General features: G+C 37.2%; 12 protein-coding genes. 4 read left to right on the forward strand and 8 right to left on the reverse strand.

Annotated elements, in window-relative coordinates; all coding sequences use genetic code 11:
- Window positions 1-47: 47 nt before the first annotated feature.
- The 7 genes from ABN763_RS09160 to ABN763_RS09190 all read right to left on the reverse strand — a co-directional run bounded on the left by ABN763_RS09160 (window position 48) and on the right by ABN763_RS09190 (window position 7,713).
- A complete protein-coding gene (locus ABN763_RS09160; RefSeq protein ID WP_410485159.1) occupies window positions 48-674 on the reverse strand; it encodes a carbonic anhydrase family protein in 627 nt (208 codons plus the stop codon).
- The gene (locus tag ABN763_RS09165) at window positions 671-2,278 is read right to left on the reverse strand and encodes a SulP family inorganic anion transporter (protein WP_410485160.1); all 1,608 of its coding nucleotides are present in this window, start codon (window positions 2,276-2,278) and stop codon (window positions 671-673) included. Before ABN763_RS09165 ends, ABN763_RS09160 begins: the two co-directional genes overlap by 4 nt.
- Before the next feature lie 64 nt (window positions 2,279-2,342).
- The gene (locus tag ABN763_RS09170) at window positions 2,343-2,588 is read right to left on the reverse strand and encodes a hypothetical protein (RefSeq protein ID WP_410485161.1); all 246 of its coding nucleotides are present in this window, start codon (window positions 2,586-2,588) and stop codon (window positions 2,343-2,345) included.
- 127 nt (window positions 2,589-2,715) lie between these two features.
- Entirely contained in the window at window positions 2,716-3,432 is a 717-nt protein-coding gene (locus ABN763_RS09175) for a gluconate 2-dehydrogenase subunit 3 family protein (protein WP_410485162.1), read from the reverse strand.
- Between the two features lie 3 nt (window positions 3,433-3,435).
- Window positions 3,436-5,160 carry a GMC family oxidoreductase gene (locus tag ABN763_RS09180; RefSeq protein WP_410485163.1) on the reverse strand — a complete coding sequence of 575 codons (1,725 nt, stop codon included), beginning with the start codon at window positions 5,158-5,160 and terminating at the stop codon, window positions 3,436-3,438.
- Between the two features lie 115 nt (window positions 5,161-5,275).
- Window positions 5,276-6,823 (reverse strand): beta-N-acetylhexosaminidase, encoded by a 1,548-nt coding sequence (locus ABN763_RS09185; protein WP_410485164.1) that lies wholly within the window; start codon window positions 6,821-6,823, stop codon window positions 5,276-5,278.
- An 11-nt stretch (window positions 6,824-6,834) separates the two neighbouring features.
- The gene (locus tag ABN763_RS09190) at window positions 6,835-7,713 is read right to left on the reverse strand and encodes an AraC family transcriptional regulator (RefSeq protein WP_410485165.1); all 879 of its coding nucleotides are present in this window, start codon (window positions 7,711-7,713) and stop codon (window positions 6,835-6,837) included.
- A 514-nt stretch (window positions 7,714-8,227) separates the two neighbouring features.
- Between ABN763_RS09190 and ABN763_RS09195 the strand changes: the two genes are divergently transcribed.
- The 4 genes from ABN763_RS09195 to ABN763_RS09210 all read left to right on the forward strand — a co-directional run bounded on the left by ABN763_RS09195 (window position 8,228) and on the right by ABN763_RS09210 (window position 16,934).
- A complete protein-coding gene (locus tag ABN763_RS09195; RefSeq protein ID WP_410485166.1) occupies window positions 8,228-11,311 on the forward strand; it encodes a SusC/RagA family TonB-linked outer membrane protein in 3,084 nt (1,027 codons plus the stop codon).
- A gap of 3 nt (window positions 11,312-11,314) precedes the next feature.
- The gene (locus tag ABN763_RS09200; protein WP_410485167.1) at window positions 11,315-13,054 is read left to right on the forward strand and encodes a RagB/SusD family nutrient uptake outer membrane protein; all 1,740 of its coding nucleotides are present in this window, start codon (window positions 11,315-11,317) and stop codon (window positions 13,052-13,054) included.
- 111 nt (window positions 13,055-13,165) lie between these two features.
- Window positions 13,166-16,456, forward strand: a complete 3,291-nt coding sequence (locus ABN763_RS09205; RefSeq protein WP_410485168.1) for a VCBS repeat-containing protein — start codon at window positions 13,166-13,168, stop codon at window positions 16,454-16,456.
- Between the two features lie 166 nt (window positions 16,457-16,622).
- Window positions 16,623-16,934, forward strand: a complete 312-nt coding sequence (locus ABN763_RS09210; protein WP_410485169.1) for a hypothetical protein — start codon at window positions 16,623-16,625, stop codon at window positions 16,932-16,934.
- On the opposite strand, the gene ABN763_RS09215 is transcribed toward ABN763_RS09210, so the two are convergent.
- A complete protein-coding gene (locus tag ABN763_RS09215) occupies window positions 16,931-18,241 on the reverse strand; it encodes a M20/M25/M40 family metallo-hydrolase (RefSeq protein ID WP_410485170.1) in 1,311 nt (436 codons plus the stop codon). The two genes, ABN763_RS09210 and ABN763_RS09215, sit on opposite strands and share 4 nt — an antisense overlap.

Here is an 18,241-nt window from a genome sequence, read left to right on the forward strand (position 1 = left end):
TAAAAAAAGTCGGCTCACCACCGACTTTTCTTTTTGTTTATGCGCAGTTACATAAAAGTAACTTTTCCATCATTAATGTCATACATAGCACCAACAATATTAATCTGCCCCATATCTTCCATTTCTTTCAAAACAGGGCTTTCTTTTCTAATATTATCAATTGTCATATGTACATTTTTCTCAGCAACCTCATTTACAAAACTGATGTTTTTTGAGGTGCGATCAGCCGGGTTAGAAGGTTCTTTAACCGCTTCAACAGCTGGTTTAATTTTGCTTAGCAGTGCAGTAAGGTTTCCTAATTTGGCATCATCGCATGCGCCTTTTACGGCGCCACAGGCTGTGTGACCCAACACCACAATTACTTTAGTACCTGCAAGTTTGCAGGCAAACTCCATACTACCTAGAATATCTTCATTAACAAAATTACCAGCAACACGTGCACTAAAGATATCACCTACCCCTTGATCAAACACTAATTCCGCTGAAACACGGCTGTCAATACAACTCAAGATGGTAGCAAAAGGATATTGACCCGTTGATGTATCATTTACTTGATCTAGTAAATCTCTAGCAACCTGTTTGTTTTCAACAAATCGTTGGTTCCCAGCTTTTAGCGCTTCGATGGCCGTTACTGGGGTCATGGCCGCTTGTGTTTCTTTTGTATGTGCTTTCATAATCTATGTATGTTTTTTTTATCTAATTTGAAAAACTCAATATAGCTATCCGGATTTTTGATTTCACCTCTCTCCGAAATAAGCTTAATATCAATATTTTTGGCTTTTGCTTTGATTGCAAAGTCTTCCAAAATCTCAATGATATCATTATCTAAGTAACGAGTTTTACGAACATCAAGTTCTAAGTAAGAATTTTCAGGTAAGTCATCTAGTTCTTTCAAAATGGCACCTTTGTTAAAGAAAGTTACCTCTTCTGCAAGAGTCATTTTAACCTGACCATCGGTTGGATCTTCGTTTTCTTTGTGTAAGAAATGTGAGTTCTTGTAGCTTTTGTAAAGTACAATAATAACACCAACGGCAAGACCAATACCAATACCCCAAAGTAAATCTTTAAATACAATAATAAGTACGGTAACTATAAAAGGAACAAACTGTGTCCATCCAGCATTCCACATTGCTTTAAAAGTAGAAGGCTTCGCTAATTTATACCCTACAATAAACAGTATTGCCGCCAATACAGATAATGGAATGTAATTAAGTATTTGAGGGATTGTATATACAGAAATTAATAACAAAAACCCATGTATAATGGCACTGGCTTTAGTTTTACCACCTGATTGAATATTTGCAGAACTTCTTACAATTACTTGTGTGATAGGAAGCCCACCGATGAAGCCTGAAATCATGTTTCCGGTTCCTTGAGCAAATAATTCTCTATTCGTAGGCGTTACCCGTTTCTCAGGATCTAACTTATCAGTAGCTTCTACACAAAGTAGGGTTTCTAGAGAAGCAACTAGCGCAATGGTGAAGGCTGTAATCCATATCTCCGTCTGTCCTATTACGGCAAAGTTTGGAAAACTAAACTGACCGATAAAACTATCAAAACTGTCTGGTACAGGTACAGATACTAAGTGCTGTTTTAAAAGTTCTAGGTTCGAGTCCTTAGTTAGAAAATAAAAAATAATTCCCACCACTACAGCAACTAGTGGGCCCTGAACCAGCTGAAATATTTTTGCCTTTTTAGAAAGTACCATACTCCAAAGTATCAAAATACCCATGGCTATAAAGGCTATAAGCGTTGCTCCCGTATCTAGATTCCCACTTATCAAAGCATTTATTGCTTTTAAAAGCTCTGAAAGGGTATTTTCACCATCTACTTGAAGAAAAGCAAAATCGCCCTCTGGGTTGTCGTCAAGTCCGAAAAAATAAGGTATTTGTTTCAGAATAATAATTACTCCAATACCTGTTAGCATTCCTTTAATTACAGATGATGGGAAGAAATAACCAATGATACCCAGTCGTAGAATACCGAATAAAATTTGGATCGCTCCTGCAAGTACAACAGCAACTAGAAAATTTTCAAACCCAAGGCTAGCAACAGCTGCGGCAACTATAGCTGCTAGACCGGCTGCTGGACCACTTACACCAATTTGAGACCCACTAATAAGACCAACAATGATACCACCAATAATACCGGCAATTAAACCCGAAAACAAGTTAGCAGCTCCAACGCCACTGGCTAAGGCTATTCCCAAACAAAGTGGTAAGGCAACAAAAAATACGACAATACTTGCAGGTAAGTCGCTTTTTAAATTTTTAAACATACTTAATAGAATTTGAAGTCTTTCATTTTAAGAGACTCCGTTATAAAAAAATTGAAATAATTAGCTAAGAGTAAGATTCCGGAGGCGGAATACAAATATCGAAGTATATTGTGTCCTTAGTTTTGTTTTGATGCAAGTTGAACATATCAACTTCTAGAGAGAGGGGAAATTCTGAATCTGTATCATGATATAAGACAATATCGTCACATTCGTGCTCGATATTAGATTCTTGACTTTCCTCTTCCTCAGAAAAATCAACGCATATCACCCCATGATCACAGCATAATGAAATTACATTTGGCGTTAACATAGCGCCAATCAAAAAGAATGAGAATATAACTATATACTTTTTATTCATTAGTACAGGTGAAAAACAAATATAATAGTATTACTCGCAAAAAACGTTAAATGTTAATTAAAAACTATTCAGCTCACAATCACGTAAGCAAGTTGCCCTGATCATCCCATTCTGCTTGGATACCACGTTTACTTTGATCCACACATTTGGCAATCCATTCCGGATCATAGGCCACACCGTGTTGATCTAATACATCTTGAGGAACACCATCCCATACGTTGGGCTGATTGCCTTTATAACCAAGGTCAGCAATACCTACTTTAGACGTATAATATCCCGTAAGCGTAAGATTACGCATCAATGCAAAGAACTGAATTTCTAAGGGTTGCTCATCTAAAGGAACTTCCATATCATGCCAGCATATCTGGTCACAAATCTGTTTTTGCTGCTCCAGCGTTGCAGCTTTAAACTCAACCCCGAACTCCGTATTGCTTTTATGATCCATCCACATTAAACCACCTAACAAGGTATTTTGCATTTCGGGAATGTCTTTTGCCATAAATTCAACGAGCTCTGGCACTTCTGCTTCGATTGGACCGCCATAAGGTTCTTTTGGAGGAAGAATCACTGTACTTAATACTCCTATAGTTTCCATTTCATGCTCATTAAAAACTTGTTCCGCCTTTAGTTTTTCGAGTCGTTCAAGCTCAGCCGGAGTACGACCAAAATATTTGGTTTCTTCAACCGCCGGGAGCTCTTCGGCCGTTTTTTCTCCATCAACTTTACAACCATGAAATGCAAGTGCCGAAGCTCCAGCACCAAGAATAATTGTTTGAATACTTTTTCTTCTATCCATTTCTTAAATATTTTGAGCCTTTAATTGTTCAATTATGTAATCAGAAGCCCTCCATGATAAAGCTAAGATGGTCCATGTACAGTTTTTATCAGCTTGCGACACAAAAGGTCCTGCATCTACAACAAAAACATTATCGGCATCATGTAATTGATTGAACTTATTGGTTACTGATGTTTTAGGATCATTCCCCATACGTGTTGTACCTACTTCATGGATAATCTCACCTGGTGCATGAAGACCATATTTACTATCATTTCCGGGTTTGCCGCCCCATAGTTGATGACCTCCCATGTTATGAATAAGCTCTTCAAAAGTATCTTGCATATGTTTAGCTTGTCTCACTTCGAGGTCTGACCATTTATAGTTGAATTTTAGAACAGGAATTCCATAATCATCAACCGTAGTGGGGTCAATCTCGCAATAATTTTCTTTTCTAGCTATCCCTTCACCTCGGCCTCCAAAACCAATTACTGAACCATAGTACTTTTTAACATCGTCTCGAAGCGTATCTCCATATCCTCCGACTTTAGTGCCGAAAAACTCATTAAAAGCATTGGCATCAAAACCAAAACCATAATTAGGTTGGCCCATTCCGCCCCATACTTCAATATGGTACCCACGGGGAAAATCTAATTTAGAATTTTCTCCCCACCAAGGTGAATATACATGCATCCCACCTACACCATCTTCGTTATAACTTGTCTTTCTATTCATCAAGCCAGGAATAAAACCTGCTGCACTGGCACCCGTAGAATCATGCAAATACTTACCTACAAGATCACTGCTATTTCCTAAACCATTTGGATGTTGTTTACTTTTTGAGTTTAGTAAAATTCTTGCCGAGCTACATGCGGAAGCAGCTAAAACAACAACTCGTCCTTTTAGCTTATATTCTTTTCTATCTTCTTTGTTTATGTACGATACTCCGGTAGCTTTTCCTTCCTCATTAGTAGTTACCTCACGAACCATAGAGTTTACATAAATTTTTACTTGACCTCCATTTTTTTGAGCAGGAAATATTAAACAACTCCCCGAAGAAAAATCAGCATAAACACTACAGGAACGCGCACATTGGCCACAATAAAAGCAGACACCTCGGTCATCATTTATCTTCTTGGTTAACATCGACATGCGACTCGGAATCACAGGAATTCCTGATTTTTTTGCACCTTTTATATAGAATAATTCATGCAAACGGGGTTTGGGTGGAGGTAGGAAAAAACCATCTGGATCGTTTTCTAAACCCTCATTAGTACCAAAAACACCAATCAACTTATCTACCTTATCATAATATGGTTTTACATCTTCGTACCCAATAGGCCAATCCTCACCGTAACCATCTCTTGTTTTACCTTTAAAATCTTTAGGCCCGAAACGCAACGAAATGCGCCCCCAATGATTAGTACGTCCTCCTAACATTCTAGAACGCCACCATTTAAATGTCGTACCTTCTTCAACTGTATATGGTTCTCCTTCCACTTCCCAATCACCCCAGGACATATCCCATTCACCGAAAGCTCTATCGGTGCCAGCACCTCTTCTAGGTGAATCATAAGGGTTTTTTAATTGGGTCATTGTTTTAGGATCCGCAGGATCAAAGTAGGGTCCAGCCTCTACAACGGCCACCTTATAGCCCGCATCTGCTAGCTGCTTGGTAGCCATACCACCTCCTGCACCTGAGCCTACAATTATGACATCGTATACCTCAGAAGATTCTTTTATTTGCATAGTGTTTTGGTTGTGTTTTAGAAGTGTATTTAATTGAAAGTTAAAAATTACAAATTATTCAGCAACTAAAAATGTAATTGACATAATTCAACATGCAATCGACAAAATATTAACATTACCAGTCTACTTTAGGTGATTTGTAATAATTAACATTCATTTTTTCGAGACGAGGTTTGAATTTTGCTAACCTACTCTTGTATTCCTGCCAAGAGCGAAGTGAATCTTGACTCCATCCTATTTCGGCATAGCCTAATAATCTAGGAAAAACTAAATATTCCAGTTCTTCCATATTGGTCACTGTCTCCGTCCATAATGGAGCTTCAATACCCAATATATGTTCTTTGTTTATTCCTTCAACATAATTTGCAGGATTCCAGTCATAACCGGTATCAACTTCAATGTAACCCGCCCATTTTAATCCAAGTTTAGTGATGGAATCATATTTCATATCGAGGTAAGCTTTTTTTGCAGGTGACATGATGAGCTTCACATTTTTATCAACCCCTTTTTGGGCATTCTCTTCACTTGCCCAAAACTGTGCTATGGAAGATGATTTAATGTTAGCTGTAACCACTTCATCCCATCCAATCAATGTTTTACCATGCTTAGCAACTATTTCCTGAACTTTATCAACAAAAACGATGTAATCTTCTTTTTTAGTTGCATGCGACTCGTCACCACCAATATGGAAGTACTTCCCAGGAGTAATTGCCGATATCTCTCTTACAACGTCGTCGATAAACGTATAGGTTATCTCTTTGTCAACACAAAAAGTACTAAACCCTACTTTCATCCCGGTATACAGTTTGGGAGCTTTTCCATCACAATTTAATTCAGGATATGATGCAAGTGCAGCATTGGTGTGACCCGGCATATCTATTTCAGGAATCACCGTGATAAAACGATCAGCAGCATATTGTACGATTTCCTTGTAATCTTCTTGGGTGTAGAATCCACCATCCGTTCCACCTACTTCTGTTTTCCCTCCAATTTCTGTAAGCTTAGGCCATGATCTTATTTCAATTCGCCAACCTTGATCGTCTGATAAATGTAAATGCAATACATTCATTTTAAACATTGCTAAATAATCAATGTATTGTTTCACATCGTCCACACTAAAAAAATGACGCGACACATCCAACATTGCACCTCTAAATGAGTAGTTAGGATAGTCAATTATTTCGCCAGATGCAATTTCAACCATACGGGATTCTTCTCCAGTACTTACAGGTAACAATTGCTTAAATGTTTGGATAGCCCGAAACAAGCCAGTGGCATTTTTGGCCCTTAAATAGACAAGATCTTCATCAATAGCTATTTCATACATTTCATCATTTGACAGCGTATTTTTTTCAGTCAGTATTATGTTACCTGAATCAAACTCTTCGTTAAAAGCTGATACAGAAACTTCAATCCCCATACTTTCTTTGATTGTCGCTGCTAAAAGTTGGCCTTGATTCATAAATTGGTCATTAGCAGAATCAACATATATTTTACTTTCTGAGTTTAGCAGGAAAGAACTCCCAGTAGCATTAAGTTGCACAGGTTTCGGAATTAAAACTGCCTCTGACAAATCCATTTTTGTTGCAACTCTTTTTTCTTTACAGCCCATAATCGTCAAAACCATTAATAGAAAAACTCGTTTTACTCCTATTCTTTTCATAATTATTATTGTTAAAGCACTCTTCTTATACCTGACAATTCCTGACGATATTGGGTGGGAGTGCGGCCTTTGTTTCGTTTAAATATTCTATTAAAGTTGGCAATATTATTGAAGCCACATAAAAAAGCTATTTCAGAGATACTAAGATCTTTCTCGATTAAAAATCGGGTTGCATACCCAATTCTGACCTCATTAACGTAATCAACTAATGTCTTACCTGTTCGTTTTTTGATAAACCTATTGAATGAAACACTACTCATATTCACGAGGTCTGAGACATCTTTAAGGCTAATTTTTTTCGAATAATTTTCTTGAACATAATCGTAAACCTGTTTGATCTTTTCACTATTTTCAAAATTCCCTCTATAACCAACACTAGAGGAGATTAAGCGCTGATTACGGGATATCGCAAGGTCATGTAAAATAGAAATCAGTTCTAAAAAATAGTCCATGCCATCAAGTTTGGACACGCGAATCATTCGAGGTTTGATTTCATTGATGATTTTTTCAGAAAACGAAATTCCGTAAACTGATCTGGCAAGCATATCCTTAATGGGCTTCATGATTGTTTTAGACAACAAATCTTCATTAAATAAATTTTCATGAAATTGAACCATTACCTCGTGAATTTCACCACCTTCAAAATTACCATTGGTCCAACCATGAGGAAGATTTGGCCCGATAAGAATCATATTCAAATTACCTATCTCGTCCATACTATCACCAATAAATTGATTAATTCCTTTTGCATTTGAAACTAGCACCAACTCATATTCTGGGTGATAATGTAAGGGAAAATCAAAATGGTCTTTCCTCCTATCAAATACCAAAAAACTATCCTGTGCTTTAAGCTGGGTAATTTCCCGATGCGCTTTTCCGTAACCAATCATTAAATGTTAATTTTCTTATTAAGAAATGACAATATTATATCATCGCAATATTAACAAAAAAATTACATTTGAAGAGTTTTGTTTATAAATAGAAAATCACCCACCACTCTAGACTGAATTAGCATACTAAATTAAGCATCACACCAGCTATAAGGTTTGAATAAAAGTAAAACACTGTTTTACTGATTAATATAGTTTTTAAGGCGATATCTATCGTAATAAAGATGCTTATTAAGCACCCAAAACATCAACTTTTGAATGTTTTGGGTGTGTTTTTTAAAGCCTTTTGGGCATATCCACACCATTCAACGTTAGACAAAAACTCTTAAAAAGGTTTAGGATACCACATAATTATGACAAAATAGTACTAATTGAGTAGACAATCTTTAGGTTAAATTAGTGTTAAGTATTAATCCTTATGAGAAGTGCAAAACAAGTTGATCAAAAATGCAAAAACCTCATAAGAATAGTTAATTTTTTCAAACAACCATAATTTATTTCAAACAACTCTATTATGAAGAAAACCAACGATTTACAACTTAACAAACTCTGCCCTCCTGAACGGAGCAGTATTAAGAAAGCACTCTTGAGTGTTTTTTTGATGTTGTTCTTATCGGTATCAGCTTTTGCCCAGCAATCGATCTCTGGTACCGTTTATGATTCTGATGGCGCTCCTTTACCTGGGGCGAGCGTTGTTGTTAAAGGAACAACAACTGGTACTCAAACAGACTTTGATGGTAAATACACAATTTCAGCAGCAAGTGATGCAACCCTAGTATTTAGTTATGTTGGGTTTGCCACTCAAGAAATTCCAGTAAATGGTCAAAGTACAATTGACGTAACACTTGCCGAAGCTGAAAATCAATTAAGTGAAGTAGTTGTTACTGGGTATAGTACCCAAACCAGAGGTGATATCACTGGGTCTGTCGCTTCTGTCGATATTTCTGAAGCGGTAAAACTACCAGTTACTAATGCTGCAGAAGTTTTAGAGGGTCGAGTAACAGGTGTAACCGTAATTAATAACGGTAATCCTGGTGCTGCACCACAAATCAATATCCGTGGATTTGGAACTAGTAACAATACTAATCCTTTATTTATTATAGATGGTGTACAAACTGACAATCCTTCCATCCTTAATAGTATAAATCCAAATGATATTGCACAAATGAATGTGCTTAAAGATGGTGCTGCTGCAATTTATGGTGCAAGAGCATCTAATGGTGTAGTCATTGTAACTACTAAAAGTGGAAGTTACAACCAACAAGGAGCTAAGATTTCTTTTGATGCATTTACCGGTTTTTCAAAAGCAGTAGATTTACCAGAGCTTCTTAGCGCGCAGCAACATGGTGAGATGATTTTCGAAAGTTTACGTAACGATGGTGCTACCGTAACACATCCACAATATGGTTCGGGAGCTACCCCTGTGGTTCCAGGAACATTAAATGGAGTTCCGGTAAGTGCAACTGTGGCGCCAGGAGGAACTAATTGGTTAGACGCAATTTTGCAAAATGCACTTACTCAAAACGTTTCTATGTCATTATCAAATGGTAATGAAACTGGAAAGTATTTCATGTCTGCAGGATTTGTCAATAGAGAAGGTGTTCAAATCACAACGGGCTTTAAACAAGTAAATACTCAGGTAAACTCAGAGTTTAAAATTGGTGATTACGTTACTATTGGTCAACATTTAAACGGTTCCTTTTCTAATACTGTTGATGGTAATCAAATAAACGGCGCTCTTAGAAGTAGCCCGTTAATTCCTGTTAGAGATGATGATGGTGCATTAGCTGGAACATATGCTGCTGCTGCTGGTTTAGGTAATGCTAGAAGTCCTGTCGCTCAGTTATTGAGAGGTAAGGATAATTTCAATAAACTTTTCAGAGTTTTCGGTGATGTATATCTTTCTGCAAAGATTATGGAAGAACTAACTTTTAAAACGAATTTTTCAGGAAATATTGAATCTAGAAACGTAAGAAGGTTCCAAGCTTTAGACCCTGAACATTCTGAGCCATTAGCTACCAATACGCTTTTCGAACAAAATTTCAGTAATTTTAATTGGACTTGGACTAACACGCTTAACTTCAATAAAAATTTTGGAGAACATTCATTGAATGCTCTAATTGGTATTGAAGCGGTAGAGGATGGTAGTAAAGGAAATGGTGTAAGTCGATCTGGTTATATTTTTGAAACCCCAGAATTTTATTTATTAAGTAATGGTACCGGAACTCCAAATGTGGACTTTGCCTTTGATGGCGCAACCTCCTTATTTTCAATTTTCGGAACTGCTAATTATTCATATGGGGGTAAATACTTTGCAACTGCAACTTTAAGAAGAGATGAAACTTCACGATTTTCTGGAGAGAATAAGTCTGATGTTTTTCCTTCATTTAGTGGTGGATGGTTAGTTAGTGGAGAAGACTTTTTCCCACAAGACTCGTTCATAAGTAGACTAAAAGTGAAGGCTTCCTATGGAGAACTTGGTAACCAATCTCTACCAGTTGGTAATCCTACCTTCAATATATCTTTGTTAAGCGAAACTTTAGCTAATTATTCTTTCGATGGAAGTTCCATTTCAACTGGTGTAATACTTAATCAAGTAGGTAATCCTGATTTGAGATGGGAAACTAGTGTTACTACGAATGTTGGATTTGAAATGGGTTTTTTATCCGATAAATTATCGTTAGGCCTTGAGTTCTTCAATATTGAAACGAAAGATCTTATTACTAGAGATTTCAGTCAAATTAGTACAACTGCAATTGATGCTTCTGCTCCTTTAGTTAATTTAGGGTCAGTAAAGAATACTGGTTTCGATCTCGCTATCGGTTATAATGATCAGACAGATTCTGGATTTTCTTATGGAGTCCAATTAAATCTATCTAGATATAAAAATGAGGTTACCGAATTAATAAGTGATTTTCAAGTTGGTAATTCAGGATTTAGAGGAGGAGCAATCACTAGAACTGAAGTAGGACAGCCCATTTCATTTTTCTATGGACGTGAAGTAACAGGATTTGATGGTAACGGAAGATTTACCTATAGAGACGTTAATAATGATGGAAACATCAATGATGATGACCGTACTTTCATCGGGTCGCCTCATCCTGATTTCACTTATGGTTTAAACCTTAATGCAGCATTTAAAGGATTTGATATCTCAGCCTTTTTTACAGGAAGTCAAGGAAACGATATTTATAATTACGAAAAAATATTTACTGATTTCCCTACGTTCTTTAATGGAAATAGAAGCGCTAGGGTACTCGATTCTTGGACGCCCACGAACACAAATGCAACACTACCTGCACTTAGTCAAACTATTACAAATAGTGAAACGCAACCAAATTCATATTTTGTGGAAGACGGCTCTTTCTTCAGACTTAAAAACTTACAAATAGGGTACACCCTACCATCTAGTATTGTTGAAAAAGCAGGGTTTGATAGTTTACGCTTCTTTATTCAGGGAACTAATTTATTTACTATAACTGATTATCAAGGTTTAAATCCTGAAATTGCAACAGGAGACAACCTAACACTTGGTGTAGATAGCAATATTTATCCCAACGCACAAATATTAACACTTGGTGTTAACTTAAAACTTTAAAAAATGAAAAAGAGATTAATTTATTTATTCACAGCATTCATTGCGGTCTTTGCTTGCAGTGATGACTTTACTGAACAACCTGCTATTGGCGCATTAAGCGATGACGATTTGGCAAATGAACAAGGGGTCAACGTCTTGCTTACCGGCGCTTACTCAGCCCTTGATGGGATTAGAAATAATCAGGGAGCTGCTGATTGGACTGTTTCTGGGGACAACTGGTGGTTTGATGTTTTAGCAGATGATGCACACAAAGGAAGTACAGATGGAGATCAGGCGGATCTGTTTTTACTGGAAACCTATGACTGGACAAGCAGCAATCCTTATGTGTTTGGAAAATGGAATGGTCTGTTCGCAGGTGTAAACAGATCAAATGCTGTTATTGCGTTAATTGCCACTATTGAAGGAGTTGATTTATCAGCGAAGCTGGCAGAAGCAAGGTTTTTGAGAGGTCATTTTAATATGGAGCTTCAGAAGATTTATGGAAATGTACCATACATTTCAGAGCAAAATTATTCTGACGTAGAATTTAATCAGCCTAATCCTGGGCCAATTTGGGATCAAATTGAAGCAGATTTTCAATTTGCTGTTGACAATTTGCCAGATTCCCAAGGAGAACCAGGAAGACCTAACTCATGGACCGCCCGAGCATTTTTAGGTAAAGCCCACTTATTTCAATCAGAATGGGATCAAGCATTTACCCTACTGAATGAAGTTGTTACAATGGGACCTTATTCTTTACTTAGTGAGTATGCCGATAACTTCAGGGTTGCTGGCGACAACAGTAGTGAATCAGTTTTTTCTATACAATTTACTGCAGATACAGGTCAATCCTTTAATGGAAACAGAGGTGGAACGTTGAACTTTCCCGGAGGCGGTCCTTTTGGATCTTGCTGCGGGTTTTATCAGCCTACTCAAGATTTAGTTAATGCCTTTCAGACTGATGGTAGTGGTCTTCCTTTATTAGACACTTTTAATCAAACCGACGTAACCAACGATTATGGATTGGATTCTTTTGAACCCGCACCAGATCCCGTTCCAGACGGCTATGAACCAATTCCAACTCCTTTCACTGCACATACAGGAACTTTAGATCCAAGATTAGATTATACAGTTGGAAGACGTGATATTGATTACAATGGTTACGGGAGAATGGTGGGTAAAGATTGGATAAGAGCGAGTTTCGCTGATATCTCTGGACCGTATTTACCAAAAAAGAACATTTATCAAAATGGTGAAGGAGCGAATCAAGGTACTGGCGCTTGGGGACAGCAACACTCTGGTATTAACTACCACATTATGCGTTTCGCCGATGTATTGCTAATGGCCGCTGAAGCAGCAGTTGAAAAATCTGCTCCTGACTTAGGACTTGCATTAGATTATGTTAACCAAGTTCGTAATCGGGCAAAAGGTAGTACTCCCGTTCAAGCATTAGATGGAAGTGGTGCTGCAGCAAATTATCAAATAGAGCCTTATGCAGCTTTTGCAGATCAAACAGAAGCTAGAAAAGCTGTTCGCTTCGAAAGAAGACTAGAGCTAGCAATGGAAGGGCATAGACTTTTTGACCTAAGACGTTGGGGTAACGGAGTTGATGTTATGAATACCTATTTCACGAACGAAGGAAGAGTAATAACTTCTTTTGCCGGTAAACCAAATGCTTATGAAGCTAAACACGATATGTTGCCTATTCCTATCAACGCAATCGACCTTAGTGGTGGTGTTTTGAACCAAAATACTGGTTTTTAACCCATAGAATATTTAACATATTAAGCGGGGTATTTTTCAAATACCCCGCTTTTTTATAGCTATTATATTTTACCTAATTAGTATCTTGTCTATATTAAGTATTACTCATAAATGAATAGAATTAGTTTATTCTCATTGTTCCTTTTTCTTGTTTTTTCTTCGTGTATTGAAGAGGACGACCAGAATAATGAAAAAATATTTAAAAAACTATCTGCACAAACTACCGGAATCAATTTCACGAATACACTTACCGAAAATGATTCTATAAACTACTTTACCTATGCCTATATCTACATGGGTGGTGGTGTTTCCGCTGGGGATATCAATAATGACGGACTTATAGACCTTTTTTTCACCGGAAATATGGTTTCAAATAAACTATACCTGAACAAAGGGGATTTAAAATTTGAAGATATAACAGAGACCGCCAAAGTATCGGGTGACAAACGTTGGTATACTGGATCTACCATGGCAGACATAAATGGTGATGGTTATCTGGATATTTATTGTTCTGTAGGAGGTAAAGATGGGGATAAAAAAAATCAACTTTTCATAAACAATGGAGACAATACTTTTATAGAAAAATCACAAGAATATGGTATTGCCGATGTTGGCAACAGTGTTCAAGCCACTTTTTTTGATTATGATCTAGATGGTGACTTGGACCTGTATGTGGCGAATTACCCACCAACCCCATTTAATGCTCCTAATAGTTTTTATCGGTTTAAGCAACAAAATTTGAAAAATGTTGAATCAGATAGATTGTATAGAAATGATGGCAATACATTTACCAATGTTACTAGAACATCAGGCATCCGCAATTTTGGGCTTTCATTAAGCGCAACGATATCTGACATCAATGGTGATGGCTGGCCAGATATTTACGTGTCTAATGACTTTAGTACACCTGACTATTTCTTTATCAACAATCAGGACGGAACCTTTTCGGAAAGCGTAAAAAAAGTAACCAAAAACACCTCTTTCTACGGCATGGGAGTCGATATTGCTGATTTTAACAACGACCTTCTTCCAGATATTTTTCAAGTAGATATGAGCCCGAAAAACAACCGTCGGGCAAAAGCAAATATGGCCAGTATGAACCCAGCCCTATTTTGGGGTACGGTTAATTCAGGTTTTCATTATCAATACATGCAAAACAGTTTGCAATTAAATAATGGGGCGGTTAATGACTCCCTTCCCGACTTTAGCAATATTTCACGTCTTTCCGGAGTATCGTCAACAGACTGGAGCTGGGGTCCCCTTTTCGCTGATCTTGATAATGATGGCTGGAAAGATATTTTTGTATCAAATGGCACAAGAAGGGAAATCAATAATCGCGATTACTTTTTGGCGCTTGAAGGCAGAAAAATACCCAAAGACAGCTTCTTAGCAAAAAGTTTAGCCATTCCGTCCGAAAAAATAGACAACTTCGTCTTTAGAAATAACAAAGACCTAAGCTTCGAGAAAGCAAACGACCGTTGGGGAATTAGTTTTAAAGGATTTTCGAACGGCGCTGTTTATGCTGATCTCGATAATGATGGGGACCTGGAAATTGTCATTAATAATATAGATGATAAAGCGGTAGTTTTTGAAAATAAAAGTGCAAATTCTAACAACCATCTTACGGTAAAATTAAATGGTTCTGAAAAAAATAAAAACGGATTGGGCGCTAAGGCCTATGTGTTTGTAAATAACCAAGCACAGCTACAAGAACTAACCCTTACCAGAGGTTTTCAATCTTCCGTAGCTCCGCAGTTACATTTCGGGCTCGGTCAAGCCAAACAAGTAGATTCTATTAAAATTGTCTGGCCTGATGGTAATTTTCAACTGATAACAAAACCATCGATTAATACCACGCTTACATTCGACTATACAAATAGCATAAAAAAAAGGGAATCAATTAATTACCGTAAACCGCTATTCACGACTATTAATGACAGCCTCTTAGTACCGAAACATCTTCATGTCGAAAATTACTTTGATGATTTCCTCAATGAAATTCTGCTTCCACATCGTACCTCTATGTTCGGACCTGGGCTCGCAGTTGGTGATCTTAATGGAGATCAAAAAGATGACTTTATAGTGGGTGGAGCAAAAGATCAAACCGCAGCTATCTATTTCCAAAAAGAAAAGGGATTTGAATTGCAGACCATAAATGCGTTGGAAAAGGATAAAGGCTATGAAGACTTAGGTACTATACTATTTGATGCCGATGGTGATGGTGACCGTGATATCTATATGGTAAGTGGCGGTAATGAGTTCGATCATGATTCTGATTATTTACAAGATCGTTTATATATAAACAACGGAAAAGGTATGTTTGAAAAAGCCACTACTGCCTTACCTAAAATGATCACCAGTGGATCTCGTGTAAAGCCATATGATTATGATAAAGATGGAGACCTTGATCTTTTTGTTGGAGGCCGCCTTATTCCAGGCAATTATCCTTCTCCAGCAAACAGCTATATATTAGAAAACATAAGCGAAAAAGGAAATGTTAGGTTTAAAAATGTAACTCCGGAAATTGCCCCTATGCTTACAAAAATAGGAATGGTTACTGATGCCACATGGACAGATTACAATCAAGATGGCAATATTGACTTAATAGTTGTTGGAGAATGGATGCCTATCACCATTCTGAAAAATAAGAATGGTGTATTTGAGGATGAGACTGTCAACATGAATTTATCAACATCAAACGGCTGGTGGTTTACCATAGAAAAGGCTGATTTTGACAATGACGGTGACGATGATTACGTAGTAGGCAATCTTGGACTTAATTACAAATACAAAGCTCAAAAAGATGAAACTTTTGACATTTATTTTGATGATTTTGATGGAAATAACAAGAAGGATATTGTTTTAAGTTATTATAATGATGGTGAGAAATTTCCGGTTAGAGGTCGGGAATGTACCTCGCAACAAATGCCGGTAATTAAGTCTAAATTCAAAGATTATGAATCTTTTTCGTTAGCCACAATGGATGACATTTATTCAGAGGACAAACTTGAGAAGTCACTCCATTATCAGGTAAAATCATTTGCCAGTATCTATTTAGAGAATACAGAGAATGGATTTATACAGCATGAATTACCAAGTTTTGCACAAATTTCATCAATTAATAAAACCCTTATCGACGATTACGATGGCGATAATGTACTTGATATTTTAGTAGCGGGTAATCTTCATGCATCTGAAGTTGAAACTCCTAGAAACGATGCTTCTAATGGCCTATTATTGAAAGGAAAGATCAACGGTAAGTTCGAACCAATTTCAACGCTAAAATCCGGATTTTACGTCCCTGGAGATGTCAAGGATATGGCAACCATTAAGGTTAATGGCAAGTCATATATTATTGCCGCAAAAAATAACGATTATGTGCAGTTTATTCGCGTAAATTAATCCGATATTTTTCGAATACACAAATTTAGGACCGCTAAGTTTTTGGCATAAAAATCTCACAAAAAGCAATTAAATTCGATGAAATACACAATTTGAAGTATTTTTCCTACTTTTTTTTACGATTTTAGTTTTACATTTGTATTCCCAACCAAAAATCTTACTTGTTATGAAACGCATCATACAATTGCTCTGCGCATTTGGTATTTCACTACCTTATATCGCTGAAGCCAAGGCAGTTACTTTAATTACTACATTATTGTCCAGCCCCGCTGCAACGGAAGCTCCTCAACCTTCTTTATTTGTCCAGCGGGCAGCTAAAGTGGCATCCTCAACAGAAATAACCGTTCTGCTTAGTAGCGGAGTGTTAGTTGCCATTGCATTATTAATCTATGTGTTATATAGAAATAATGTGCTTACTAAGAAATTTAGAAAACTTAAAAAAGACTTGTACGGAGAACCTGCAAAGCTAAAAAGCTAGTTCGCTAAATTTATTAAACGATAAATTAACAGGGCTGCCCTTTTAGTAAGGCTTTCAACAGTATTTAAATTCACCGTTTCCTGCGGTGTGTGGGCTCCAGTTCCCATAGTTCCGAGTCCGTCTAAACAATCAACGTATTCAGCGACGAAAGAAATGTCCGCAGCTCCTCTTCCACCAGGGTCATACGCTTTTACACGCCCTTGTCCTAAATCTCTACTCACTTTATCTAGTTCTCTTAACAATTTTTCATTCCCCTTTGTTGGTCCCATAGCGGGATAACTGTCAGTAAAGTCGATAGTGGCACTTGTGTTAGGTAAGTTTTTGGAAACGATTGCTCTCATTTTTGATCTGGCTTCCTCTTTTTGTTCTTCTGATATAAATCTTAGTCCGCCTTTAACAACAGTTTTTTGTGCTACTACATTGCTTTTACCAAATACTTTACCCCTACTCGCATTGTAATCTACAGATACATCGGTCCCTCCCATTATAAAACCTGGGTTGAATGTTAAATATTCAGGACCCTTTACTTCATTATAAAATTCATTTAGGATTCGCGACATTTCGAAAATGGCACCGGCGCCAACCCGTTCGCTAAAAACACCTGCAGAATGTGCTCGAAATCCAGATACCTCCACCTTCCATCCACTACTACCTCTTCTAGCTGTTGTTGCATCATTATAACCTGTTGATGTTTCAAAACCTAATGCAATATCACTTCTTTTTGCTGCATCTATTAAAGGCTTGCGACTTATACTTAGCGGTTTTCCGGTACTTTCTTCATCTCCGGTAAATGCTATAATGATCTGCGCATCCTTTAACAATTTGTTTTCTTGAAGCGCTTTTAATGCATAAAGTATAATGACATTACCCCCTTTCATATCGTTTGCTCCAGGTCCTTTGGCTATACTATCATTTATCTTTTCAAACTGCTGAAAAGGACTATCTTTTTCAAAAACCGTATCCAAATGCCCAATTAACAAGATCTTCTTTCCGATATCTCCTTGATGTTCTGCAAAGAGGTGTCCAGCTCGATTCATTTCTGCTGGCATATCAATCCAATTTGCCGCAAAACCAATATCGGTGAATTCCTTATGGAACACCATTCCAACTTCTTTGACACCCGCTAAATTTTGAGTACCACTATTTATGTTGACCACTTTCTCGAGCAACCGAAGTGCATCATTGTTATTGCGCTCGATTGTTTTAACAATCTTACGTTCTTTTCGAGAAAGCTTTTTTTGGGCACACAAAGGTTGTGTGATTAACGCAGAAACTACTAGCAGCAATAAAAAATTGAGCGATTTCAT

It is taken from the genome of Spongiivirga sp. MCCC 1A20706 (assembly GCF_046524175.1).
Lineage (GTDB): Bacteria > Bacteroidota > Bacteroidia > Flavobacteriales > Flavobacteriaceae > Spongiivirga.

Excerpts from the sequence above, each read along its gene's own strand:
- ABN763_RS09180 (WP_410485163.1), bottom strand. The coding sequence starts at position 5,160 with ATGCAAATAAAAGAATCTTCTGAGGTATACGATGTCATAATTGTAGGC.
- ABN763_RS09205 (WP_410485168.1), top strand. The coding sequence starts at position 13,166 with ATGAATAGAATTAGTTTATTCTCATTGTTCCTTTTTCTTGTTTTTTCT.
- ABN763_RS09165 (WP_410485160.1), bottom strand. The coding sequence starts at position 2,278 with ATGTTTAAAAATTTAAAAAGCGACTTACCTGCAAGTATTGTCGTATTT.
- ABN763_RS09200 (WP_410485167.1), top strand. The coding sequence starts at position 11,315 with ATGAAAAAGAGATTAATTTATTTATTCACAGCATTCATTGCGGTCTTT.
- ABN763_RS09195 (WP_410485166.1), top strand. The coding sequence starts at position 8,228 with ATGAAGAAAACCAACGATTTACAACTTAACAAACTCTGCCCTCCTGAA.
- ABN763_RS09170 (WP_410485161.1), bottom strand. The coding sequence starts at position 2,588 with ATGTTAACGCCAAATGTAATTTCATTATGCTGTGATCATGGGGTGATA.
- ABN763_RS09215 (WP_410485170.1), bottom strand. The coding sequence starts at position 18,241 with ATGAAATCGCTCAATTTTTTATTGCTGCTAGTAGTTTCTGCGTTAATC.
- ABN763_RS09210 (WP_410485169.1), top strand. The coding sequence starts at position 16,623 with ATGAAACGCATCATACAATTGCTCTGCGCATTTGGTATTTCACTACCT.
- ABN763_RS09160 (WP_410485159.1), bottom strand. The coding sequence starts at position 674 with ATGAAAGCACATACAAAAGAAACACAAGCGGCCATGACCCCAGTAACG.
- ABN763_RS09190 (WP_410485165.1), bottom strand. The coding sequence starts at position 7,713 with ATGATTGGTTACGGAAAAGCGCATCGGGAAATTACCCAGCTTAAAGCA.
- ABN763_RS09185 (WP_410485164.1), bottom strand. The coding sequence starts at position 6,823 with ATGAAAAGAATAGGAGTAAAACGAGTTTTTCTATTAATGGTTTTGACG.
- ABN763_RS09175 (WP_410485162.1), bottom strand. The coding sequence starts at position 3,432 with ATGGATAGAAGAAAAAGTATTCAAACAATTATTCTTGGTGCTGGAGCT.